Raw genomic sequence first — 22,845 nt, 5'->3', positions numbered from 1 at the left:
ATAATTTTATAAAGAGGAGACAAGCATGAATTCGACCCTGACTCGCCGGACGGCGCTCGCGGCCATCGCCGTGTGCGCGGCCCCCGCCGGTTTTGCCCAAGGTGCTTTCCCCAGCAAGCCGCTGCGCGTGATCGTGCCGCAGCCGCCGGGCGGCGGCTTCGATTTCGTGGCGCGTGCGCTGGGCGAGCGCCTGGGCAGGCTGCTGGGCCAGGCCGTGGTGGTGGACAACAAGCCCGGCTCGGGCACCCTGGTCGGTACCGATCTGGCCGCCAAGGCCACGCCCGATGGCTACACCCTGCTGATGGGCTCCGTGTCCAACATCGCCCTCAACATGGGGCTGTACAGCAACCTGTCCTACGACAGCCTGCGCGACTTTGAACCCGTGGGCCTGGCTGTGAGCTACAGCTACACGCTGATGGCGCGCAAGGATTTGCCCTTCACCTCGCTCAAGGACGTGGTGGCTTATGCCAAGGCGAATCCGGGCAAGCTGACCTACGCCTCGGCCGGCAATGGCTCGGGTCAGCATGTGCTGGCCGCCGCCCTGTGGCACCTGGCCGGCGTGAACGTGGTGCACGTGCCTTACCGCGGCGCGCAAGCCGCCTACCAGGACTTGCTGGGCGGCCGCGTCGACCTGTTCTTCGACCTCTCGTCCACCGCGCGGGTGCAGGTCGATGCCGGCAATGTCAAGGCGCTGGCGCTGTCGGGCGCCGAGCGCAACCCCATGCATCCCGACGTGCCGACCATTCTCGAGTCCGGCGTGGCCCAGCTCGACCTGGAGTCCTGGTTCGGCTATTTTGTGCCGGCCAAAACGCCGGCCGACGTGCAGGAGCGACTGCGCAGCGAGCTGGCGCGCGTGATCGCCATGCCCGAGCTGCAGGAAACCTTCCGCAAGGCCGGCGGCAAGCCGCTGAATCTGAGCGCGGCTGAAACGCGCGCGCTGGTCAAGCGCGATGTCGAGCGCTGGAGCAAGCTGGTCCGCGACATCGGTATCAAGGCCGAGTGATCCCCTTTTTTGAACCATTGAAAGCGAACCCATGAAAATTGCCCCCGAGTGCCTCGACCAGTTGTTCCTCAAGGCCCGCACGGCCAACGGATTTCTCGACAAGCCGGTTGCGCTGTCCCTGCTGCGCGAGGTTTATGACATTGCGAAGATGGGCGCCACCTCGATGAACACCCAGCCGACGCGTTATGTGTTCCTGGTCTCGCCCGAATCGCGCGCGCGCCTGCTGCCGGCCATGTTGCCCGGCAACCTCGACAAGACGCGGACGGCCCCGGTGACGGTGATCGTGGCCAACGACACGAAGTTCTATGAACACATGCCCCAGGTCTGGCACAAGCCGGGCGCGAAGGAAAACTTCGAGGGCAACAAGGTACTCGCCGAAGGCACGGCCACGCGCAACGGCACGCTCGGCGGCGGCTACTTCATGATGGCGGCGCGTGCGCTGGGGCTCGATTGCGGCCCGATGAGCGGCGTGGATCTGGCCAAGGTGAATGCGGAGTTTTTTGCCGACGGCCGCCTGCAGGCCAACTTCCTGATCAACCTCGGTTATGGCGACGACAGCAAGCTGTTCGACCGCAATCCGCGGCTGTCCTTCGAGCAGGCATGCACGGTCCTGTAAACCGGCGTTGCCGCTGTCAGGTGGCCGGGCTGGCCGCCCGGCGGATGATGTCTGCGAAGTGTTTGATCGTGGGTGAGCGTGTCGCGCCTTTTTTCCAGAGCATGCCGGGTGTGCGTAGCGGCGTCGGGTCTTCCAGCGGCACCACGCGCAGGTCGGCCGAGGGCGTGACGGCCGTCTCCGCAATGATGCCCGCCAGCCCGGTCTGGCGGATCAGCTCGATCATGGGTGCGATGGAGTTGAGTTGCGCAACCACCAGCGGCTCGGCACCCGCCGCTTCGAAACAGTCGTCCAGCAGTTTGCGTGTCAGGAACTGGGATGGCAGCAGGACCATGCGTACATGATGCAGCTCGACCATGCGCACGCGCCGACGTGCCGCCAGCGGGTGCGCGCTGGCCACCACCAGGCGCAGCTCCTCGTTGTAAAGCGGCTCGAACCACAGGTCGGTGCCCTCGGGGCGGTAGGACACCGCCAGATCCAGGTGACCCGAGGCCAGGCGCCGGGCAATCATGTCGGCCGACAGTTCCTCGACCGTCACCTGGATGCCCGGGTAGTGGTGCAGGAAGGTGGACACGCACAGCGGCACCATGCGTGTGTTGAAGCTCGGCGTGGTGCCCAGGCGAATGCGGCCGGTCAGCGTTTCGGCATTGCCGCGCAGGGCCTGGACGGCGCGGTCGATCTGCCCCAGGGCCGGGGTCAGGTGGCTGCGCAGGATTTCGCCGGCCTCGGTCATCCGGACTTTTTTGCTGCTGCGGTCAAACAGTTCGACACCGAGCTCGTCTTCCAGCTGCCGGATCTGGTGCGACAGCGTCGACTGGGTCACGTGCAGGCGTTCGGCGGCGCGTGTGAAGTTCAGGGTTTCGGCGACGGCATCGAAGTAGCGGACGTGGCGCAGTTCCATGAAAAAAGCTCCGTTTTCATCATTGATGGCATCGATGATAACGGTGGAAATTAATCACTTCCGGAGCAGGGCGTGAGGTCCTAGACTGGCGCTGCTTTTCCAATGCCAAGTCTCAGGGTCAACGACTCAGGGTAAACGATTAAAAGGAGACAAGACATGGCGCAACTCGACGCACAGGACCTGGCGCAGGCCGTGGTGGACCGCATGGACGACTGCCAGGACGCGCGGTTCAAGCAGGTCATGACTTCCCTGGTGAGACACGCGCACGCCTTCGTGCAGGACGTGCAGCTCACCCCCGACGAATGGATGACCGCCATCCAGTTCCTCACCGCCACCGGCAAGATGTGTGACGAGAAGCGCCAGGAGTTCATCCTGCTGTCCGACACGCTGGGTATTTCCATGCTGGTGGTGGCGATAGCCCAGGCCAGGGGTGCTGCGGTGCACAAGGCGCGCACCGGGGTTGATGCACCGACCGAAGCGACGGTGCAGGGCCCGTTCTACTGGGAAGGTGCGCCCGAGCTGCCGCTGGGCGCCGACATCGGCGCAGGCAACGCGGGCGAGCCCTGTTATTACCACGGCCGCGTGACCGACCTGGCCGGCAAGCCGATTGCCAACTGCGCGGTGGACGTGTGGTCGGGCGACGGCGAGGGGTTTTACGACATGCAAAAAGGCGCGGACGCGGGCATGGCCTTGCGTGCCCGTTTTCACACCGATACGGACGGCAACTACCGCTTCTGGTCCATCAAGCCTTCCTTTTACCCGGTGCCCGATGACGGTCCGGTGGGCGGCATGCTGCATCGCATGGGCCGCCACCCGAACCGCCCGGGTCACATGCACATGATGCTGACCGCGCCCGGCCACGAACGGCTGACCACACACATTTTCGTGTCCGACAGTCCCTACATTGACTCGGACGCTGTGTTTGGCGTGCGCAACAGCCTGATCGTGGACTTCGATGCGCACCCGGCCGGCCAGGCACCCGACGGCCGCACCCTGGACAAACCTTTTCACAGCGCGAAGTACGACTTCCGGCTGGTGGCCAGCGCCTGAGACCACCCCCGCGCACTTTTTTGACTGGAGAACTCATTTGAAAATCGGCAAGGCCACCGTGCCCCGTTCTGCGATCTGCACCTCGAACGCAAACACCATCGTTGTTCGCGGCGCGGATCTCGCGCACGAACTGATCGGGCAGATCAACTTCGGCGACTACTTCTTCCTGCTGGTGACCGGGCGCCGCGCCGACGCCGCCACCAGCGCCGTGCTCAATGCCACCCTGGTGGCCATCGCCGAACACGGCCTGGTGCCCAGCGTGCAGGCTGCGCGCATGACCCTGGCGGCCGCACCCGATGCCATGCAGGGCGCGGTGGCTGCCGGCATCCTGGGCTCGGGCTCAGTGATTCTGGGCGCGTCCGAAACTGCCGGGCGCCTGTTCCTGGCGGTCGAGAAGGAAGCCGCCAACCACCAGGGTGACATCATGGCGGCTGCGCGCGTGGTGGTGGCCGACCTGCGCGCCCGCAAGCAGCCGATTGCCGGTTACGGCCACCCCGAACACAAGACGCTGGACCCGCGTGTCGGCAAGTTGTTCGAGGTGTCGGCCAAAGCCGGCGGCGGCCAGCGTTATGTGGCGATTGCGCGCGCCATCGAGGCCGTGATTCCCGGGATCGTTGGCAAGGAGCTCAAGCTCAATGTCTCGGGCGCCATTCCCGCCGTGTTGCTGGGCGTGGGTTTTCCGGTCAATGCGCTCAAAGGCGTGCCCATGCTGGCGCGCACCGCGAGCCTGATTGCGCACCTGAACGAAGAGCTCAGCGACCCCATCGGTTTTGCGCTGTCCTACCAGGCCACGCGCGAGCTGGAATACACGGGCGAAATGCCGGCGGAGCGTCAGGTATGAGCAAGGTTCTCGCGGGGGTGCGGGTGGTCGAACACGGCACCTTCATCACCGGGCCGGCGGCCTCAATGTTGCTGGCCGACCTCGGTGCCGACGTGGTCAAGGTCGAGCTGCCGGGCACGGGGGATCCTTTTCGGGCGTTCAAGGACGGCCTGTACAGCCCGCATTTCCAGACCTACAACCGCAACAAGCGCAGCATCACGCTCAACACCAAACAGGCCGCGGACCTGGCACAGTTCGATGCGCTGATCAAGGAAGCCGACGTTTATATCCAGAACTTCCGGCCCGGTGTGGCCGAACAGATCGGCGTCGGCGAGGAGCGCCTGCGCAAGCTCAACCCGCGGCTGATCTATTGCTCCATCAGCGGCTTCGGTGCAACCGGGCCCTCATCACATCGGCCGACCTACGACACCGTCGCCCAGGCCGTCAGCGGCTTCCTGGGCCTGCTGGTCAACCCGAAGGACCCGCGCGTCCTGGGCCCGGCCATGGCCGATTCCCTGACCGGCTTCTACGCGGCCTACGGCATTCTCGGGGCGCTGCATGAACGCCACGCCACCGGCGTGGGCCGCAAGGTGGAAGTCTCCATGTTCGAAGCCATGACGCACTTCAACCTCGACGCCTTCCAGCACCTGTTTTCGGCCAATGAAGTCATGGGTCCGTTCAGCCGGCCCAGCGTGTCGCAGTCGTATGTGATGAAGTGTTCGGACGGCAAATGGATCGCGCTGCACATGTCCTCGCCGCCCAAGTTCTGGCAGGGCCTGGCCGCAGCGATGGAGAAGCCGGACATCTTTGATGACGAGCGGTTTGCCACGCGCGAGGCGCGCATTGCGCACCAGGAAGACATGATCGCCGTGCTGGGTCCCATCTTCGCCCAGCGCGATCGCGCGGAATGGTGCCGCCGCCTGGAGGCGCAGGACGTGCCGCATGCACCCATGTACACCACGGCCGAAGTGCCCGACGATCCGCAGGCCAGGCACCTGCAGCTGTTCGTTGAAACCGAGCACCCGGTGGTCGGAACCTTTCGCACCGTGCGTTCGCCCGTCTCCTTCGATGGCGAACGCGCCCTCGATGTCACCGCACCGCCCTTGCTGGGCGAGCACAACGCAGAACTTCGCGGCGGCTGGACCCCGCGCGCCGCGACAACACCCCAACCGGAAAACCGCTCATGACCCCTTCTTTCACGTCTTCCCTGCACCCGCGCCTGGCCCGGCGCACCCTGCTGGCTGCCGCCTGCACGCTGGGCCTTGCCGCCGTGGGCCTGAGCCCGGCGACCGTGCTGGCACAGGACTATCCGTCACGCCCCGTCAAGCTGATCGTGCCCTTCGGCCCGGGCACCACGACGGACATCATTTCCCGCGTCATTGGGGAGGCCCTGGCCAAACCCCTGGGGCAAGCAGTCATTGTTGAAAACCGCGCCGGCGCCGGCGGTGCCATCGGCTCCGACCTGGTGGCCAAGTCACCGGCGGACGGCTACACCCTCGTCATGGGCACGGTGGGCACCCATGCGATCAATGCCACCTTGTACAAAAAACTCCCGTACGACCCGCTCAAGGATTTCGCACCTGTCGCCTTCGCCGGCTACACACCGACGCTGCTGGTGGTGGCTGCGAATTCCCCGTTCAAGTCGGTGAAAGACCTCGCCGCCCAGGCGGCCAAACCCGGTGGCGTGAGTTTTGCCTCGGCCGGCAACGGCACCTCGGGCCACCTGGCCGGCGAGCTGCTCAAGGCCAGGCTGGGCGGCGAGATGGTGCATGTGCCCTACAAGGAAGGGGGTCTGGCCATGTCCGACGTGATGGGCGGGCAGGTGCAGTTCATGTTCTACCACCCGGCGGCCGTGCTGCCCCACATCAAGGCCGGCAAGCTGCGTGCGCTGGGGGCCTCCAGTGCGAAGCGCAGCGCGGCTGCGCCGGACGTGCAGGCTATCGCAGAGCAGGGTGCCGGCGACTTTGACCTCGTGGCCTGGTTCATGATCTACGCGCCCGCCGCCACCCCTGCGCCTGTCCTGGCCCGCCTGCGCGATGCCGCCGCCCAGGCCATGGCCAGCAGCGAGGTCGTGGCCAGACTTGGCGCGCAAGGCCTGGAGCTGCGCAGCATGAAGCCCGATGAGCTGGCCGCCTTCGGCCGGACGGAAATTTCAAAATGGTCTGAACTGGTCAAGCGCTCCGGCGCGCAGGTCGACTGAGTCCCGAGTTTTCCCGCGTCCTTACCCATAAATCAACAGGAGACAAACCATGAAACTTTTCAACCGTATTTTGTCCGCCGTCGCTGCGGCAGGTGCCGTCAGCATGCTGGCGATGCCTGCCGCCGCCCAGGCCCCCGCGCCTTTACGCATCGGCAGCACGCTGGCCCTGACCGGACCGCTGGCCACCACGGCACTGACGCACAAGCTGGCAGGGGAAATTTATGTGGACCAGCTGAACGCCCGGGGCGGCCTGCTGGGGCGCAAGGTGGAATGGATTGTCAAGGACGACCAGTCCAAGCCGGAACTGGCCCGCACCCTGTACGAGCAACTCGTGACCTCGGACAAGGTGGACCTGCTGATGGGGCCCTACGCGACCGGGGCGATTCTCTCGGCCATGGGCGTGGCCCAGCGTTACAACAAGGTGCTGGTGCACCACACCTTCGGAATTCCTCATCTGGCCAAGTACGAGATGGCGTTCCCGGCCTGGTCTCTGGGGTCCGATCCCGGCACGACGGTGCCGAACTCGGTGTTCGACGCGCTGGCCGCCTCGCCCAAGCCGCCCAAGACGGTCGCCTTCGTCACCAGCAAGTTCCCGTCCATCCACTTCATGTCGCTGGGCGCCCGGGAAGTCGCCAAAAAGCGCGGCCTGCAGGAAGTTCTGTTTCTCGAATGGGACTTCGGCAACCGCGATTTCGGACCGATTGCCGCGCGTGTCAAGGACGCCAAGCCGGATCTGGTCTGGATCGGCGACATCGGCCTGGAGGGCAACATGCTGCTCGACGCGATGAAAAAAATCGATTACGTGCCGCCGCTTCACTTCCACACCTACCCGGCCCCTGGCCCCATGACCAAGTCGCCGGACGGCAAAAACGCGCTGTCGCTGACGATCTTCGAGGAACACGCACCGTTCACCGCCAGCCCCGTTGCGGCCGAATTTGTCAAACTGTTCAACGAACGCGCCACCAAGGCCAACCTGCCTGACACCTCGGTCGAGGTGCAGGCCGCGGCATCGTACTCGGCCTGGCAGATCCTGGAAGCCGGCGTGCGCGGCGCCAACAGCTTCGACGACAAGGCGATTGGCGCCTGGCTGCGCAAGAACCGGGTGGAGACCATTCACGGCCGCCTGCGTTTTGACGGTCCCGGCAACTACGGTGACGACCTGATGAAGATCAAGCAGGTGCAGAACGGCAAATGGGTCGTGGTGCATCCGGCGCAGTTCGCGCCCGCCGGCGTCAAGCTGCAAGTCAACTGACGCCGCGAGCCGCAGATGAGTTTCCCGAGTTTCAACCTGCTTGCCCAGTCCATCCTCTCGGGGATCTTCATCGGCAGCCTGTACGGCCTGATCGGTCTCGGGCTGGGCCTGACCTGGGGCCTGCTGCGCCAGATCAACCTGGCCCACTTCGGCCTGGTTTTCCTGGCTGCCTACATGAGTTACCACATGGCCACGGTCTGGCAGGTGGATCCGCTGCTGACCTTGCTGATCCTGCCGCCGCTGTTTTTCCTGTTTGGCGTGGGCATGCAATGGGTGTTGTCGCGTTTTGCGATCTCGCCTTTCAATTCGCTGCTGGTCACCTTCGGCATCACGGTGGTGATGGAAAGTGTGATCCAGGCGATCTGGACGGCGGATTTCCGCCGTCTCGAGACGCATTACAACGACCAGAAGTTCACCATTGGCTCGCTCTACGTTCCGGTGCCGGAGCTGGTGACCCTGGTGGTGGCGGTGAGCCTGTCGCTGCTGATCTGGGCGGCCATGCGTTACACCGACCTCGGCAAGGCGCTGCGTGCCATGGCCGAGGACGGGCCGATTGCAGCGGCTTTCGGCATCAACCAGAAGGGCATGTCGCTGATGCTGGCCGGGATCTGCGCCGCGCTTGCGGCCGTTGCCGGCATCTGCCTGGCGCTGACCTTCACGCTCACGCCTTCGCAGATTTTTGCCTGGGTCGGCGTCGTTTTCGCGGCGGTCATGCTCGGCGGCCTGGGCAGCGCGCTCGGCCCGCTGGTGGCGGGCATCATCATCGGCGTCAGCGAGGCCATCACCATGGCCGTGGCCGCGCCCTCGTGGGCACCCATCGTGAGCTTTTCGCTGCTGATCGTGATGCTGCTGTTTCGTCCCGGCAAGCTATGACCCCCACGCTCACCACTTCGTGTGTTTCGCTGCCCCCAGAGGGGGCTGAACTGCGCTTGGGGCGGCCCGGCGCTCCGTTCATGACCCCCACGCTCACCACTTCGTGCGTTTCGCTGCCCCCAGAAGGGGCTGAACTTTGCTTGGGGCGGCCCGGCGCTCCGTTCGGATCTAAACAATGAACAAAACAGTCATCGGCATCCTGGCCGCGGGTGCCCTGCTGGCCAGCGTGCCCTGGCTCGGCGTGCCGGCCTTCTACGAGTCCTTTCTCTATCTGCTCTGCCACTGGATGATCCTGGCCTTGTCCTGGAACATTCTCTCGGGGTATTCGGGCTACTTCTCCTTTGGCCATGGTGCGTTTTTCGGCATCGGCATGTACACCTCCGCCGGGCTCGCGGCCAACCTGAACTGGCCGTTTCTCTGGACCCTGCCCGCGGCCGCGTTGCTGGCGGCCCTGCTGGGCATGGCATTGGGCGCCGTGGTGTTCCGGGTCAAGTCGGTGCGCGGCGAGCTGTTTGCGCTGCTGACGCTGGCCATCACCTTCGTGGTGGGCACCATCGTGCTCAATACGCGCATCGACGGCGGCCCGGGCATTTACCTCAATTCGGTGGCGATCCCGGCCATCGGTCCGACGGCGTCGTCGTCGATCTACCTGATGGCCCTCATGGGTGCTGTCGCGACACTGCTGATCTCTTACCGCATCCAGGCGTCCCGGCTCGGCATGGGCTTGTTTGCCATCCATGACGACGAAGACGTGGCCGAGGTGATGGGCGTGCCGACTTTCCGCTACAAGCTGCTGGCCTTCGGCATCTCTTGCGCGCTGGCAGGCCTGGCCGGTGGCATCCATGCGCTGTTTGTTTCTTACGTGACGGCGGGCGAGACCTTCACCATCGTGGTGCCGCTGACGGTGGTGCTCATGAGTGTGCTGGGCGGCACGCGCCACTGGGCCGGGCCGGCCGTCGGCGCCATCGCGATCACCTGCCTGATGTACTTCTTCACGGCGGGCAACAACCCGATTGCCGGCAAGGCGGCCGTGGGTGTGATCCTGGTGCTGGTGATCCTGTTCATGCCCAACGGCATCCTCGGCTTCTTTCTCAAGCGCACGGCGGGTAAACGTTCGGTTCCGCCGGCGCTTGCGGCGCAGGCCGCTGCTGCCCCCGAGGCCGTGGCGCCAGCCGCCTCGGGCAAGGTGCTGCTGGACGTGCAGAACCTGTCCAAGGCTTTCAAGGGCGTGCAGGCTCTCGACGGTGTGAGCCTGCAGGTGCACGAAGGTGAAATTCTCGGCCTGCTGGGCCCCAACGGTTCGGGCAAGTCGACCTTCATCAATGTGGTGAGCGGGCATTTCCCGGCGACCGGCGGGCAGATGTTTTTTGAAGGCCGCCAGCTTGCAGGGCTGCAAGCCCACAGCATTGCGCAGGCCGGCATCGCGCGCACCTACCAGATCCCCAGGCCTTTTGCCCATTTGACCGTGCTGCAAAACGTGGCCCTGGTGGCGATGTTTGGCGGCGCCGCGCTGAACCATGAACAGGCCACGCAGGAAGCCTGGAAGTGGCTGGCCTTCACCGGCTTGCAGGACAAGGCCGATGCGCTGCCCGATGACCTGAATCTGCACCAGCGCAAGTTTCTCGAGCTGACCCGGGCGCTGGCCTCGCGGCCGCGCCTGGTGCTGCTCGACGAGGTGCTTTCCGGCCTGACGCCGGGAGAAATCAACGAGGCGATAACGCTGATACGCAAGATCAGGGACCGCGGCGCCACCATTGTGTTTGTCGAGCACGTCATGCGTGCGGTGATGGCGCTGGCCGACCGCGTGGCCGTGCTCAACTACGGCAAGCTCATCGCCGTCGGCCCGGCTCGGGAAGTGATGCAAAACAGCGAAGTGGTCAGCGCTTACCTGGGGACACCCCATGCTTGAAGTCAGGAATATCTCGGTGAATTACGGTGCAGCGCCGGCGCTGTGGGATGTCACGCTGGAGGTCCAGCCCGGCGAGCTGGTGTGTGTGGTCGGCCCCAACGGCGCCGGAAAAACCACGCTGATCAATGCCATTGCGGGCATGCACCGGGTACGCACGGGCAGCCTGCGTTTCAACGGACGGGACATCACCGAACTGGCCAGCCACCGGTTTTGCGAGGCCGGTATTGCCATCGTGCCGGAGGGCCGCAGGTTGTTCACCCAGATGACGGTGCTGGACAACCTGGAGCTGGGCAGTTTCATTGCATCGGCCAAGGCGCATCGCAAGGCGTCGCTGGAGCATGTGCTGTCGCTGTTTCCGGTGCTCAAGGTCAAGCTGGACAGCCCCGCAGGGTCGCTCTCGGGCGGCCAGCAGCAGATGGTGGCGATTGGCCGTGCCCTGATGGCGCGGCCCGGCTTGCTGCTGCTCGACGAGCCGTCCCTGGGCCTGGCGCCGCTGATCGTGATGGACATGTTCCGCATCATCCGGCAGATCAACGCGCAGGGCACCTCGGTGCTGCTGGTGGAGCAGAACGTGGCCATGGCCATGGAGCTGGCCAAACGCGCCTACGTGATGGAGGAGGGCCGCATCGTCGCGCAGGGCGAGGCCAGCGAGTTGCTGACACGCCCGGAGATCCAGAAAGCCTACCTGGGTCTGGAAACACACGAGTGAACCGGCTGGCCCCTTCAGTCGGGCGCTGCTCCTGAAATAATAGCTGCTGGCGCCCGTCCGTCAAGGGCTGGAGGCCGATTGGATGTATAAAAGCCGGTCCGAGGGCAGATCTGTGCTGCATGACTCTGAGTCGTGTTGGTTCTGGCAGGCCTGATAATCGGCAGCTTTCGCCTGCAAAACCGTGACCTTTCCGCTCATCACCGACCCCTTCTTCTACGCCGTGGCGGTGCCCGCCGTGCTGTTGCTGGGGGTCAGCAAAAGCGGGTTCGGGGCGGGTTTCGGCTCGCTGGCCGTGCCCATGATGGCGTTGGCGGTGACCGTGCCGCAGGCGGCGGCCATCCTGATGCCGGTGCTGCTGCTGATGGACCTGCTCGGCATGGCGGCGTTCCGCAAGGATTTCGATCTCAAGCTGCTGAAGTTCCTGGTGCCTTGCGGTCTGGTGGGCACGCTGATCGGCGCGCTGTTGTTCAGCCTGCTCGACGGCAAGGTCGTGGCCGGCATCGTGGGTTTTTTCACCCTGCTGTTTCTGGCGCAGCGCCTGCTTTTCCCGCCCCGGCCCGACAGCCCGCCGCCGCCGAAGTGGCTGGGGGCGCTGTTGACCGCGACCTCGGGCTTCACCAGTTTTGTGGCCCATGCCGGCGGCCCGCCCATCAGCGCCTACGTCATTCCGCTGCGCCTGAGCCCGCTCAAATTCACCGCCACCCTGGCGTTTTTCTTCTTTGTGATCAACCTCTCCAAATGGATTCCCTATGCCTGGCTGGGGCTGCTGGACCTGCGCAACATGGCGACCTCGCTGGTCCTGCTGCCGCTGGCGCCTGTGGGCGTCTGGGCCGGTGTACGCATGGCCAGGCGCATCGGCCAGGTGCTGTTTTACCGGGTGCTGTACGGCGGCATGTTCCTCACCGGCTGCAAGTTGCTCTGGGACGGTTTGCGCTGACGCCAGGCGCCATCGCCCTGTGGGTGGCGGGCGTCGTCGGTAAAAACTTCACACGCGGGATCCGGTGATTTTCTGTAAAAATCGCCAATATGAGAACAAAAGGTTACGTGTTACCGTTTGATACCACGTGCGTACCGGTCTGTTCTGCCCTCCGGTTTTCCAGAATGTTTGCATGACCACCGTCGTTTTTGCCGATCTCGTCGGCAGCACCAGCATGTTCGAGCGGCTGGGGGATGAAACCGCCTCGCGCTTTGTCACGCAGCTGGTCGGCGCCCTGAGCCAGGTCTTCGAGCAGCACAGCGGCCGGGTCGTCAAGCTGCTCGGCGACGGGCTGTTTGTCGTGTTTCCACAGGAGGGCGATGCGCTGGCCGCCTGTGTCGCCATCCAGAAACGTTTCCTCGACAAACCCATCCAGCCCGGCGGCACTGGCGCTCCGGTACAGATGCAGATGGGCATGGAGTCGGGCGATGTGATCGAGATCGACGGCGACTGTTTTGGCGATACCGTCAATTCGGCGGCGCGCCTGGCCGACCTGGCCGGCGCGGCGCAGATTCTCACCACGCAGAACGTCTGGGCGGCCCTGGGGCCGGTGCAGCGGGCTTCCTTGCGCAGCCTGGGCCCCATGCACCTGCGCGGCAAGGCGGAAGCCAGCCTGGTGTATCGGGTGGAATGGCAAAGCGGCCGCGATGACGACGCCACCATGATGGGCCGCTCGATGGCCACCGATGCCGGGCCGCTGGTTCTGGAACTGGTGGCTGGCACGCAGGCTGTGCAAATCAACGCCGGCAGCGCCAGGATGTCCATTGGCCGTGGCGCCGGCGCGTCACTCGCCCTGAACGATCCGCGGGTGTCCCGCATGCACGCCACGCTGGAGTGGCGCGGTGGGCAGTTCGTGCTCAGCGATGCGTCAAGTTATGGCACCTGGGTCTACTTTGGCAACCAGAACGAAGCCGTGGTGCTGCGCCGCACCGAGTGTTACCTGGTCGGCAGCGGACAGATCAGCGCCGGGTGCGAACGCAAGGAAGGCAGCCCGATGATCAGCTTTTGCATCAGCAGCTGACGCGGCGGCCGATAGAATTGCTGTTTCCAAACGTATCCATCTGGTCTTTTCCTTTTTCCCCTTTCTCCCTTTTTTAACCCATGAGCCTCAACAAGCTGGGCCGCTACGACATCATTCGCGTGCTGGGCAAAGGCGCGATGGGGCTGGTCTACGAGGCGCGCGACCCCAACCTGGACCGCCGCGTGGCGATCAAGACCATCAAGGTGGAAAACCTGTCGGAAGAGGCCGCTGCCGAGTACGAAGCGCGTTTTCGCACCGAGGCGCATTCGGCGGCCCGCCTGCAGCACCCCCATATCGTCAGTGTGTATGACTCGGACCGCCATGGTGACATGGCCTTTCTGGTCATGGAGTTCATCCAGGGCGAAGACCTCAAACACCATCTGGACGCGGGCCGGCGTTATTCGCTGGAGGAAACGCTGCGCATGGTCCGGGAGTTGTTGTCTGCGCTGGACTATGCGCACCGGCAGAACATCGTGCACCGCGATGTCAAGCCGGCCAACCTGCTGATCGAGGCCGATGGACGGGTCAAGCTCACCGATTTTGGCGTGGCCCGCATCCAGGACTCCGGCGAAGCCACACGCACCCAGGGGACCATGGTGGGTACCCTGAAATACATGTCGCCCGAGCAGGTGCAGGGCCTGCCGATCGATGCGCGGGCCGACCTGTTTGCGGTGGGCGTGGTGCTGTACCAGCTGCTCACGGGCAAGCGGCCCTTCGACGGCGATACCGACTTTGCGATCATCCAGCAGATTGTGGGTCACACCCCGGCCGCGCCCAGCAGCTTCAACACGCTGTTGCCGCCTGCCATCGACGCGGTGATGGCCCGGGCGCTGGCCAAAAAACGCGACCAGCGCTTCGCGACCGCGCAGGAATTTTCGGCTGCGCTGCAGGAAGCCAGCGGCCATGCTTCGGACCCGACCATTGTGCCGCCCGTGAGCCCGTCCGGCGGGCGCGCAGGCACGGCTACGGACACCGGCCGCTCACGCGCGGGCGGCTCCACCGTCAAGCTCAGCACGAGCGGGACCGACACCGGCTCGACCGTGACGCAGGAGCTCGAGCTGGTCTACTGGAAGGACATCAAGGACTCCGAGGACCTGGAAGACCTGGAAGGGTTTCTCGACAGGTTTCCCTCCGGCATTTACGCCGATCTGGCGCGCCGGCGCCTGCGCAAACTGGGCGGCACGGTAGAGGCCGATGGCTCGGGGACCGGCAGCGGGCCCACCCCCACGGGGGCTTTTTCCGAAGAAGTCAGTGAATGGACGCGGCTGCAGGTTCTCAATACCCGGGCCGCTCCTGCAGCCAGTGCCCCGGCCGGGCCGGACGCCGAGGGTCCTGATGAAACTTGGGGTGTTGCTCCGACGGTGCCGCTTGCCAGTCCGGCGCCGGGCAGCGCTGCTGCCAGCACGATTGCGCCGCCGCCAATGGGTGCACCGGTTGCTTCGGGCGAGGCCGGCACGCCTGCGCCGCCGGTGCGCCGCTCCCGGATGCCCCTGTTCGCGCTGGCCGGGGTGGCGGTGCTGGTACTGGCCGGCATGGTGTTCAAGGGCTTGTCTGGTCAACCGGCGCCGGTGGTTGCGGCGCCAACTGATGCGACCCTGCCGGCCACGGCTGCCGGCGCCGCGCCCGCCAGCCCAGTTGCGCGATCTTCGGAATCCTCACCTTCGGCCAAGGCGGGCGCGGCGCCTGCCGCCGTTCATCCGGCACCCAAACGCGCCACCCCCGTGCGCACGGACAAGCCGGCCGCGGCAGGCCCGGATGCCGGGACGGGCGCTGCAAAGGCGGCCGCCGCGCCGGTACCTGCGGCTGTCCCGGCGCAGTCGCCCGGTCCGGCGCAAGCCTGCGAAGACCGTATGTTGCTTGGTTTTCAGATCTGCATGAATGAACAATGCGCCAAACCTGCCTACAGCAGGCATCCGGTCTGCGTCGAACGGCGCGCGATGGAAAAGCTGCGGCGGGAGGCGCAGGACCAGCGCAATTGAGGTATGTTTGAGAGGCTGTCCACCTGCAGCATCGCCGTGCCCATCTTTAATGCTATAAAAACAGGAGCATTCTCCGCCCGCGTATCAGGGGCGGGAGGGTCATTTGATTGAAGTCGCGGAATGTCACGCCGGGCATGGCCGCAGCGCGGGCGGAAGGAGGCCGGCTCCGTGGCAAGCCGTCCGTCCCGTCCGCGGTTTGGCCGATGGGGTGCCAGCCGTTACCATAGGGTCCAAATTCCGGGAGATTCGCATGCCTGTGGTTGTGATTGCCAATCCGAAGGGCGGCGTCGGTAAAACGACGCTGTCGACCAATATTGCGGGTTATTTCGCCAGTCAGGGTCATGCGGTCATGCTCGGCGATGCAGACCGCCAGCAGTCGTCCCGGCTCTGGCTGGGTTTGCGACCCCCGGCAGCGCGGCCGATCTCGACCTGGGATGTCAACGCCGACCTGATTGTCAAACCGCCCAAAGGCACGACCCACGTGGTGCTCGACACACCCGCCGGCCTGCACGGCTGGCGCTTTAACGACGTCCTCAAGCTGGCCGACAAGGTCATCGTGCCGCTTCAGCCCAGCGTGTTTGATATTTTTGCCACCCGCAGCTTTCTGGACCAGCTCGCCGAACACCGCCACGCCGGCAAGATGCAGGTCGGCATCGTCGGCATGCGCGTCGATGCCCGCACCATTGCGGCCGACAAGCTGCGCGCTTTTGTCGAAGGCCTGGGCTTGCCGGTGCTTGGTTATGTGCGCGATACCCAGAACTACATCCATCTGGCGGCCCGCGGCTTGACCGTGTTCGATGTCGCCCCGGGGCGGGTGGAAAAAGACCTGCAGCAATGGCAGGGCATTTGCCACTGGCTGGACCGGTGACAGGGGCGGCTTGCGGGGCCGGCCATGTCGCTGGCTGGACAGGCCGCCATCGGTGCGGACGTTAAAGTCCGGGCATGAAAACCTTCCAGACCCTCTCCGAACTGGCTGCCTGTGTCGGCCAGGAAGTCGCGACCAGCGACTGGCTGACCATCACCCAGGAGCAGGTCAACCAGTTTGCCGAAGCCACCGGCGACCACCAGTGGATCCATGTGGACCCGGAAAAAGCCAGGGCGGGTCCGTTCGGCGGGCCGATTGCGCACGGATTCCTGACCCTGTCGCTGTTGCCTAAATTTTTTGAATCGTCCCTGGAGATCGTCCAGTCCCGCATGGGCGTCAATTACGGGCTCAACCGGGTGCGTTTCACGGCGCCGGTGCCCGTCGGCAGCCGCTTGCGCGCCCGCCTGAAGCTGCTGGCCTGCGAGCCGATTGACAAAGAGGGGCAGCAGATGACCTGGGAAGTGACGGTCGAGCGGGAGGGGGCGACCAGGCCGGTGTGTGTGGCCGAGTCCCTGGTGCGGCGCTACCCGTGACGGGCCCACAGGCCTGAACCGCCTGAGCCACGCAAAAAAGCCCACTGCATGAATGGGGAAAGCCATGAGGACCTGTGGATTCCTGAGGTCGGGTAAACCGCAGGGGGAGGGCGAGGGAAACGCTGGTGAGCCGGATCGCGGCCCTCATACGTAAGCGCGCCATCGATTCCAGGGATTACCCTGTGACTGGGTAGGCCGACCGCCCTCACGCGCTGTGACATTTGCCGCAACGGTGCTGCGTGTGGCAGTAACGCGCCGCAGGGGTCAGGTGGCGCTTTCTGCCGCAACAAAAAAACCGCCCGGAGGGAGCCCCCGAACGGTTCTCGATGGGCCGAAAATCGGCCAGTCAGCTCAATTACATGTAGCTGGCTTCGCCGCGCGGGATCTGGCCCAGGCGGACAGCGTCAGCCGCTTGTGCACGCACGGTGGCGCGGTCGGTCGAAGACTGCACGGTGGCCGCAACGCGCGAACCTGCGGGCTCCTGGCTGTGGGTTTTCACTTTGGCGGCGGCTTCAGCGCGCACTTCGGCCACAGAGCGGGTTGAGTTGAACTGGACGGCAAACTGCGAACCGTCAGCTTCGTCAGCCTGGGCGCCGAAAGAGGCAACAGTGGCAAGAGCGGCAACAGCGAAGAATTTGGAAGCGGTCATGATGAAATTTCCTTGGAAGAGTGAATAAACATGTCCGGGCATGGCGGGCTTTTGATCCCCGTCTGTCCAGCCTCGGTGAGTCGTTTATTGGTTGCGGCTCATCGATGTATGAACTTTACTGTTGCATCAAACAAAGAAAAATAGCGCATCAATCAATTACTAATTGCTGTTTATGGAACAATGAGGACTTGAATTACTGGTAATTACCCTATGGACCGACTTTTATCCATGCGCGCCTTCCAGCAAGTCGTGGACGACGGCGGATTTGCCGCTGCCGCCAGAACGCTGGACATGTCGCCGGCCGTGATGACCCGCCTGATCACGGATCTGGAGCAGCATCTGGGAGCCCGCCTGCTGCAGCGCACCACCCGCAAACTGTCGCTGACCGAGGCCGGGCAGTCCTACCTGCAGCGGGTGCGGCACATCCTCAACGACGTGGACCAGGCCGAGGCTTCCACGCGTCAGCAAACCGACGAACTGGCCGGCCTGCTGCGTATTCACACCCAGCCCGTGATGGCGGTGCACATCATTGCGCCCCTGGTGGCCGAGTTCCGCCGCCGTTATCCCAAGGTGGTGCTGGACATCACGGTGGATTCGCCGCTGGTGCCGCCGATTGAGGATTACGACCTGACGATTCTGGGCGCCGGTCGGCTGTATGACGCCAACGTGGTGGCGCGTCCGGTGATTGTTTCGGAGGGCCTCCTGTGTGCTTCACCGCGCTACCTGCGGAGTAGCGGCACGCCGCGCCAGCCGGATGACCTGAAGAACCACGCCCTGCTGAGGCTCAGCCAGGCAGGTATCCGCCAGCGCGAATGGCAGTTGATCAACCCCGAGGAGGGGGACCGGGAGGTGGCCGTGGAGGTCAAGCCCGTGATGATGGCCAACCACAGCGACACCCTGCTGCGCGCCACGCTGGACGGCACCGGCATCAGCGCGCAGCCGCTCGACCTGGTGGCCAATTACCTGCGCGACGGGCAGCTGCGGCGCGTGCTGGCGCCCTGGATCACCGGCCGTTTCACCCTGTACGCGGCCCTGCCCAGCCGCAAATACGTGCCGGCGCGGGCCCGGGTGTTCATGGAGTTCCTGATCGAGCAGACCCGGCTGAAGGCCGCCGAGGCCGAGCGCACCTGGCCATCCAGGGACGAAGACAAGGCGGGTGACCCCGCCGCCTAACCGGACGCGCCGGGCATGGCAAAGTGGTTCTGCCGCCAGGCTTCAAACACCGTGACGGCCACGGCGTTGGACAGGTTCAGGCTGCGCTGGCCGACCTGCATGGGCAGTTTCAGGCGCTGCGCCGGTGCAAACAGGTCACGCAGCTCGGGGGCCAGACCGCGGGTTTCCGACCCGAACACCAGCCAGTCGCCCGGCGCAAAAACTGCGTCGTGCACCAGCCTTGTGCCGCGCGTCGTGAGGGCAAACATTCTTTTCGGGTCGGGCTGCTCGGTGGCCAGAAAAGCAGGCCAGTCGGCATGGCGTTTGAGCTCGGCGTACTCGTGGTAGTCCAGCCCGGCGCGGCGCATGTGTTTGTCGTCCATCGAAAAGCCCAACGGCTCCACCAGATGCAGGCGACAGCCGGTGTTGGCCGCCAGCCGGATCACATTGCCGGTGTTGGGGGGGATTTCGGGCTCGACCAGAACGATATTGAACATCGCCTGATTGTCGCCGCCGGGAGCGTGGGGCACCCCGGGCGCACTCTGCGAGGGGCTCTTCCTTCAAGCAGGGGCCGCGGAACCGGCTTAGCCGGGCCGCAGGCGCAGCGGCCCCCTTGGGGGGCAGGGCGCTACACGCAGTGAGCAACCGTGGGGGCACATCATTCAGTACGCGCGACCACGACGCCACTGACGCTGGCGGCGCCAGCCTCGCGCAGGGCCTGCGCGGCGGCAAACAGGGATGCGCCGCTGGTCATCACGTCATCGACCAGCAGTACGTGGCGGCCTGCCAGTTCGCCTGCGCGCAGGGGATCGATCACAAATGCGCCCCTGACGTTTTGCAGCCGCGCTTCGCGCTTGAGTTGGGACTGGGGTGGCGTGTTCCTGATACGCAGCAGCAGCCGGGCGTCGGGCTGCGCGGAGGTACCGCTCTGGCCGGCCAGTGCCTTGACCAGTTCCCAGGACTGGTTGAAACCGCGTGTCTGCAGGCGTTCGGCCGACAGGGGCATGGGCAGCAACCAGTCACCGGGCTGCAGGGCTTCCAGCCGTCCGGCGAGGCCGGGTGTCCGCAGAAGCAGGCCGGCAAACACAGCGGCCCAGGCCGGGTCCTGGCCGAATTTGTAGACGGCCATCAGTTTCGACCAGGGATAGGCATAGGCCACGGCGGCAAAACATGCGTCCAGCGGCGGCGGCTGCCGCACGCAGGTGGCGCATTGGGCCTGGCCGCTGACCAGGCTGATTGCGCAGGTGCTGCAACGCGCCGCCGGCTGGCCGAAACGCGCGACGCAGGCAGCGCAGACACGGCGCGCCGGCCAGCTGTGGCACACCGCGCACTGGCTGGCCAGATTTTGCAGCGTCAGGAAAGCCGGAGTGGTCAGGCGCAGAGACATCGTGTCAATATACTCGTCGCTCTGCCTGCTTGATTACCTCCATGTCCCTCTGATGCCCAACGACCGCCCACCCACCCTGGATCCGATGGCTGTTGCCCGCTGGCAGCGCGTGGCACCGGCGGCATCGCCCTGGCTGCATGAGGAAGTGGCGCAGCGCATGCTGGACCGGCTGCAGTGGATCAAGCTCAAGCCGCAAGCCTGGGCCCACTGGGGGGCGATGCGCGGGGGCATGCAGGCGCATCGGCAACTCGCCGACCGTTATCCGGATGCCGAGTGTTTTGTGGTCGAGGCCCAGCAGGCGCTTGCGCAGGCAGCTATCAAAAAAATAGCAAAATCATGGTGGAGCCCGAAGCGCTGGGCGGCGCCCGCCGTGCATGTCGAGGCCCCGCCGCCAGCCGGGGTGGACATGCTCTGGGCCAACATGGCGCTGCATGAGGCCGCCGATCCGCAGGACTTGCTGGCGCAGTGGCATCGGGCACTCAAGGTCGGAGGTTTTCTGATGTTTTCCTGTCTGGGTCCGGACAGTGTGCGCGAGTTGCGCGAGGTCTACCTGGCGCTGGGCTGGCCGCCGGCCGGCCACGATCTGACCGACATGCACGACTGGGGCGACATGCTGGTGCAGACCGGTTTTGCCGAACCCGTGATGGACATGGAGCGCATCACGCTGACCTATGAGACACCGCAACGCCTGTTGCGGGAGTTGCGCGAGCTGGGCCGCAACTTCCATCCTGCGCGTTTTGCCGGCCTGCGCGGACGTGCGTGGAAGGCGCGCCTGTTGCAGGCGCTCGAGCGTTTGCCGCGCCAGAGCGACGGCCGGCTGATGCTGACCTTCGAGGTCATTTACGGTCATGCGCTCAAGGCGCAGCCCAAAGTCAGGGTCAGCCCCATGAGTGCGGTGTCGGTGCAGGACATGCGCGCCATGCTGCAGGGCTCACGTGGTATTTCCTGAGGCTTGGGGGACGCCGGCAGGAGGCCCCGCGTGGCGGCTTTGCGCAAAACAAACCCGGCTACAATCCAGACTCGAATTTTGGCTATCCTACACAGCTGGCAGCCGAAAGTGTTTGATCAGCGTCAAAGTTGTTTCGTGTTGCACACCACCCCATCGTTTCGGTTTGCCAGAGCACCCGGCCAGAGCGGTCAGGGCCAGCAGGCTGTCCAGTGGCTGCTCAAGCGGAACTGCTCCGTGACGCCGGCGCAGCTGTTGTGGCTGTATGTCTCGCTGTGTGTGGTCTCGCTGGGCATTGCCGGATTTTTCTGGTCGCAGGGTGCCACGATGGTGATGCCTTTCGCGTGGCTGGAGCTGGTGGTGGTGGGCGCGGCGTTCCGGGTTTATGCCCGCCATGCGACGGACGGTGAACGCATCGTTCTGCAAGGCGGTCAGTTGGTGGTGGAGCTCGAGAGCGCGGGGCGTCTCGAGCGGGCAGAGTTCAACCGCGAATGGGTTCGTGTCGAGCCCAAAAACGGAGATGGCTCGCTGATCGAGGTGTCGGGTGAGGGGCGTTCGGTCAGGGTCGGGCGGCATGTGCGTCCCGAGCTGCGGCCGGCATTGGCCCGGGAGATCCGTCACGCGTTGCGTGGGTGTTGAGTTGGCCCGGGCAGCAAGGTATCAGGCCGGGGCTGTCCGGAAGGTGTCGGGGCTGTCTTTATAATCAGTCGGTAATTGAGGCATTAAAAGTGATCACGATGAACGTACGCACAACAACAGGGTCAGGCATGAAGCACGCAGTCGAAGTTCTGAAGTCCCTGATCCTGCAAGCCGGCCGCAAGCTGGCTGCTGTCACGGCCCTGTCGGCCGCCTGGCTGAGCACAGCGGCCTATGCCGTCAACGACCTTCCCGGCGGCCCGGCGGTCAACCAGCTCAACCTGCACCCGGCCGTGACCAAGATCGCGCAAGAGCAGCACTGGCTGCACTGGTTCATGATGATCATCTGTCTGGTCATTTTCCTGGCCGTGTTCGGCGTGATGTTCTATTCCATCTGGAAGCACCGCAAGTCCGTCGGCCACAAATCGGCCAATTTCCACGAGTCCGCCACGGTCGAGATCATCTGGACCATTGTTCCCTTCGTCATCGTGATCCTGATGGCCCTGCCGGCCACCAAGGTGCTGGTGGCTTCCAAGGACACGACGGGCGCCGACCTGACCATCAAGGCCACCGGCATGCAGTGGAAGTGGGGTTACGACTACATCAAGGGCGAAGGCGAAGGCATCGGTTTTGTCTCGGCGCTGGACAGCGCGCAGCGCGAAATGTCCAACAACGGCGGCCCGAAAAAAGGGGAAGCCCCCGACGATTACCTGCTCAAGGTGGACAACCCGCTCGTGGTGCCTGTCGACCGGAAAATCCGAATCATCACCACTGCCAACGACGTGATCCACGCGTTCATGGTGCCGGCCTTCGGCATCAAGCAGGACGCCATTCCGGGCTTTGTCCGCGACACCTGGTTCCGCGCCGAAAAAGTCGGCGACTACTACGGCCAGTGCGCCGAGCTGTGCGGCAAGGAGCACGCCTACATGCCCATCCACGTCAAAGTCCTCTCTGCCGAAGACTACAGCAAGTGGGTTGGCGTCAAGGTCAAGGAAGCCGCTGCCAAGGCCGATGATCCTTCCAAGGTGTGGGCGCTGCCTGAACTCAAGGCCCGCGGCGAAAAAGTCTATGCGGCCAATTGTGCGGCCTGCCATCAGGCCACCGGCAAGGGCGCTGGCCCGATCAAGCCGCTGGACGGTTCGGCCATCGTGCTCGATAAAGACCATGGCAAACAGATCCAGGTCCTGCTTAACGGAGCCGTCGGCGGTGCGATGCCTTCGTGGAAGGCGCTGAGCGATACCGATCTGGCCGCAGTGGCCACCTATACCAAGAACAACTGGTCGAATCAGACCGGAGATATGGTGCAGCCCGCTGAAGTGCTGGCCGCCCGCAAATAAGCCGATTCACCTCCGCAGATCCACAAGCGGCCGG

23 protein-coding genes are annotated in these 22,845 nt (G+C 64.7%); 19 read left to right on the top strand and 4 right to left on the bottom strand.

The genetic code is table 11. The features are described from left to right. Window positions 1–25 precede the first annotated feature (25 nt). Together PSV40_RS12500 and PSV40_RS12495 are read left to right on the top strand one after the other, a co-directional pair. Window positions 26–1,003: a tripartite tricarboxylate transporter substrate binding protein gene (locus PSV40_RS12500; RefSeq protein ID WP_300537949.1), complete on the top strand. Its 978-nt coding sequence runs from the start codon at window positions 26–28 to the stop codon at window positions 1,001–1,003. A 31-nt stretch (window positions 1,004–1,034) separates the two neighbouring features. Then, the gene (locus PSV40_RS12495) at window positions 1,035–1,619 is read left to right on the top strand and encodes a malonic semialdehyde reductase (RefSeq protein ID WP_300537945.1); all 585 of its coding nucleotides are present in this window, start codon (window positions 1,035–1,037) and stop codon (window positions 1,617–1,619) included. 16 nt (window positions 1,620–1,635) lie between these two features. On the opposite strand, the gene PSV40_RS12490 is transcribed toward PSV40_RS12495, so the two are convergent. After that, window positions 1,636–2,517 (bottom strand): LysR substrate-binding domain-containing protein, encoded by an 882-nt coding sequence (locus PSV40_RS12490; protein WP_300537942.1) that lies wholly within the window; start codon window positions 2,515–2,517, stop codon window positions 1,636–1,638. A 156-nt stretch (window positions 2,518–2,673) separates the two neighbouring features. Here PSV40_RS12490 and PSV40_RS12485 point away from each other — a divergent pair, with 156 nt between their 5' ends. The 13 genes from PSV40_RS12485 (at window position 2,674) to PSV40_RS12425 (ending at window position 16,704) form a co-directional block, all read left to right on the top strand. After that, window positions 2,674–3,567, top strand: a complete 894-nt coding sequence (locus tag PSV40_RS12485; RefSeq protein ID WP_300537940.1) for a dioxygenase — start codon at window positions 2,674–2,676, stop codon at window positions 3,565–3,567. A 37-nt stretch (window positions 3,568–3,604) separates the two neighbouring features. After that, window positions 3,605–4,408 (top strand): citryl-CoA lyase, encoded by an 804-nt coding sequence (locus PSV40_RS12480; protein WP_300537937.1) that lies wholly within the window; start codon window positions 3,605–3,607, stop codon window positions 4,406–4,408. After that, a complete protein-coding gene (locus PSV40_RS12475) occupies window positions 4,405–5,574 on the top strand; it encodes a CoA transferase (protein ID WP_300537935.1) in 1,170 nt (389 codons plus the stop codon). The genes PSV40_RS12480 and PSV40_RS12475 overlap by 4 nt, the downstream gene beginning before the upstream one ends. Then, window positions 5,571–6,587 carry a tripartite tricarboxylate transporter substrate binding protein gene (locus PSV40_RS12470; RefSeq protein ID WP_300537932.1) on the top strand — a complete coding sequence of 339 codons (1,017 nt, stop codon included), beginning with the start codon at window positions 5,571–5,573 and terminating at the stop codon, window positions 6,585–6,587. Before PSV40_RS12475 ends, PSV40_RS12470 begins: the two co-directional genes overlap by 4 nt. Window positions 6,588–6,636: 49 nt before the next feature. Then, window positions 6,637–7,839 carry an amino acid ABC transporter substrate-binding protein gene (locus PSV40_RS12465; RefSeq protein ID WP_300537930.1) on the top strand — a complete coding sequence of 401 codons (1,203 nt, stop codon included), beginning with the start codon at window positions 6,637–6,639 and terminating at the stop codon, window positions 7,837–7,839. 15 nt (window positions 7,840–7,854) lie between these two features. Next, window positions 7,855–8,712 carry a branched-chain amino acid ABC transporter permease gene (locus tag PSV40_RS12460; protein WP_300537927.1) on the top strand — a complete coding sequence of 286 codons (858 nt, stop codon included), beginning with the start codon at window positions 7,855–7,857 and terminating at the stop codon, window positions 8,710–8,712. Window positions 8,713–8,887: 175 nt separating this feature from the next. Next, window positions 8,888–10,621 (top strand): branched-chain amino acid ABC transporter ATP-binding protein/permease, encoded by a 1,734-nt coding sequence (locus PSV40_RS12455; protein WP_300537924.1) that lies wholly within the window; start codon window positions 8,888–8,890, stop codon window positions 10,619–10,621. Beyond that, window positions 10,614–11,330 carry an ABC transporter ATP-binding protein gene (locus PSV40_RS12450; protein WP_300537922.1) on the top strand — a complete coding sequence of 239 codons (717 nt, stop codon included), beginning with the start codon at window positions 10,614–10,616 and terminating at the stop codon, window positions 11,328–11,330. Before PSV40_RS12455 ends, PSV40_RS12450 begins: the two co-directional genes overlap by 8 nt. 181 nt (window positions 11,331–11,511) lie before the next feature. Beyond that, window positions 11,512–12,267 (top strand): sulfite exporter TauE/SafE family protein, encoded by a 756-nt coding sequence (locus PSV40_RS12445; RefSeq protein ID WP_300537920.1) that lies wholly within the window; start codon window positions 11,512–11,514, stop codon window positions 12,265–12,267. A gap of 172 nt (window positions 12,268–12,439) precedes the next feature. Continuing rightward, the gene (locus tag PSV40_RS12440; RefSeq protein ID WP_300537917.1) at window positions 12,440–13,327 is read left to right on the top strand and encodes an adenylate/guanylate cyclase domain-containing protein; all 888 of its coding nucleotides are present in this window, start codon (window positions 12,440–12,442) and stop codon (window positions 13,325–13,327) included. Between the two features lie 80 nt (window positions 13,328–13,407). After that, window positions 13,408–15,306 carry a serine/threonine-protein kinase gene (locus tag PSV40_RS12435; RefSeq protein WP_300537915.1) on the top strand — a complete coding sequence of 633 codons (1,899 nt, stop codon included), beginning with the start codon at window positions 13,408–13,410 and terminating at the stop codon, window positions 15,304–15,306. A 250-nt stretch (window positions 15,307–15,556) separates the two neighbouring features. After that, window positions 15,557–16,174 carry a ParA family protein gene (locus PSV40_RS12430; RefSeq protein ID WP_300537912.1) on the top strand — a complete coding sequence of 206 codons (618 nt, stop codon included), beginning with the start codon at window positions 15,557–15,559 and terminating at the stop codon, window positions 16,172–16,174. 74 nt (window positions 16,175–16,248) lie between these two features. Beyond that, a complete protein-coding gene (locus PSV40_RS12425) occupies window positions 16,249–16,704 on the top strand; it encodes a MaoC family dehydratase (RefSeq protein ID WP_300537909.1) in 456 nt (151 codons plus the stop codon). Between the two features lie 355 nt (window positions 16,705–17,059). Here the strand turns inward: PSV40_RS12425 and PSV40_RS12420 are convergent, their stop codons facing one another. Next, window positions 17,060–17,356, bottom strand: coding sequence for a DUF4148 domain-containing protein (locus tag PSV40_RS12420; protein WP_300538313.1), 297 nt, complete (start codon window positions 17,354–17,356; stop codon window positions 17,060–17,062). Between the two features lie 207 nt (window positions 17,357–17,563). On the opposite strand from PSV40_RS12420, the gene PSV40_RS12415 reads away from it, so the two are divergent. Continuing rightward, on the top strand, window positions 17,564–18,526 hold the full coding sequence (locus PSV40_RS12415) for a LysR family transcriptional regulator (protein ID WP_300537906.1): 963 nt from the start codon (window positions 17,564–17,566) through the stop codon (window positions 18,524–18,526). On the opposite strand, the gene PSV40_RS12410 is transcribed toward PSV40_RS12415, so the two are convergent. Together PSV40_RS12410 and PSV40_RS12405 are read right to left on the bottom strand one after the other, a co-directional pair. Then, window positions 18,523–19,002: a tRNA (cytidine(34)-2'-O)-methyltransferase gene (locus PSV40_RS12410; protein WP_300537904.1), complete on the bottom strand. Its 480-nt coding sequence runs from the start codon at window positions 19,000–19,002 to the stop codon at window positions 18,523–18,525. The genes PSV40_RS12415 and PSV40_RS12410 overlap by 4 nt on opposite strands. Before the next feature lie 161 nt (window positions 19,003–19,163). Continuing rightward, complete coding sequence (locus PSV40_RS12405; protein WP_300537901.1) at window positions 19,164–19,892, bottom strand: ComF family protein; 729 nt, start codon at window positions 19,890–19,892, stop codon at window positions 19,164–19,166. Between the two features lie 52 nt (window positions 19,893–19,944). Here PSV40_RS12405 and PSV40_RS12400 point away from each other — a divergent pair, with 52 nt between their 5' ends. The 3 genes from PSV40_RS12400 (at window position 19,945) to coxB (ending at window position 22,811) form a co-directional block, all read left to right on the top strand. Then, window positions 19,945–20,841 (top strand): methyltransferase domain-containing protein, encoded by an 897-nt coding sequence (locus PSV40_RS12400; protein ID WP_300537898.1) that lies wholly within the window; start codon window positions 19,945–19,947, stop codon window positions 20,839–20,841. Window positions 20,842–20,976: 135 nt separating this feature from the next. Beyond that, window positions 20,977–21,477, top strand: a complete 501-nt coding sequence (locus PSV40_RS12395) for a DUF2244 domain-containing protein (RefSeq protein WP_300537896.1) — start codon at window positions 20,977–20,979, stop codon at window positions 21,475–21,477. 128 nt (window positions 21,478–21,605) lie between these two features. After that, window positions 21,606–22,811 carry a cytochrome c oxidase subunit II gene (coxB, locus tag PSV40_RS12390; RefSeq protein ID WP_300537892.1) on the top strand — a complete coding sequence of 402 codons (1,206 nt, stop codon included), beginning with the start codon at window positions 21,606–21,608 and terminating at the stop codon, window positions 22,809–22,811. Window positions 22,812–22,845 lie beyond the last annotated feature (34 nt).

The sequence above is a fragment of the Polaromonas sp. genome (genome assembly GCF_029945925.1).
GTDB lineage: Bacteria > Pseudomonadota > Gammaproteobacteria > Burkholderiales > Burkholderiaceae_C > Polaromonas.
This window is presented reverse-complemented; position numbering and strand designations above follow the sequence as displayed.